Annotated in this window: 1 pseudogene; it reads left to right on the forward strand. The window is 47.6% G+C overall.

What is annotated here, in order from left to right:
* Positions 1 to 292 (forward strand): annotated as a pseudogene (locus L0U89_RS20335) (aldehyde dehydrogenase (NADP(+))); the annotation flags it as partial.

Consider the following 292-nt stretch of genomic DNA (forward strand, 5'->3'; position numbering starts at 1 on the left):
GTTGTTACCTGCTCTTGTAAAAGCGGATCCGGAGGCACTTGCGGCACAGTTGGCTGCTTCGATAACATTAGGTGTTGGACAGTTTTGTACCAATCCGGGATTATTATTCATACTGGAAGATGCAACTACAGACAAGCTCGTTCATGCGCTTACAGAAGCCCTGAAAAAAGCTGCCGCCGGCGTGATGCTGAACAGTTCCATCTGCCGGAGTTATTATACTAACCGAACCCACCTTAAAGGAATAGCTGGTGTGAAGGCATTACTGGAAGGAGAGGACGCTTTTGACAGTTGT

The sequence above is a fragment of the Mariniradius sediminis genome (assembly GCF_021491425.1).
Classification (GTDB): Bacteria; Bacteroidota; Bacteroidia; order Cytophagales; family Cyclobacteriaceae; genus Mariniradius; species Mariniradius saccharolyticus.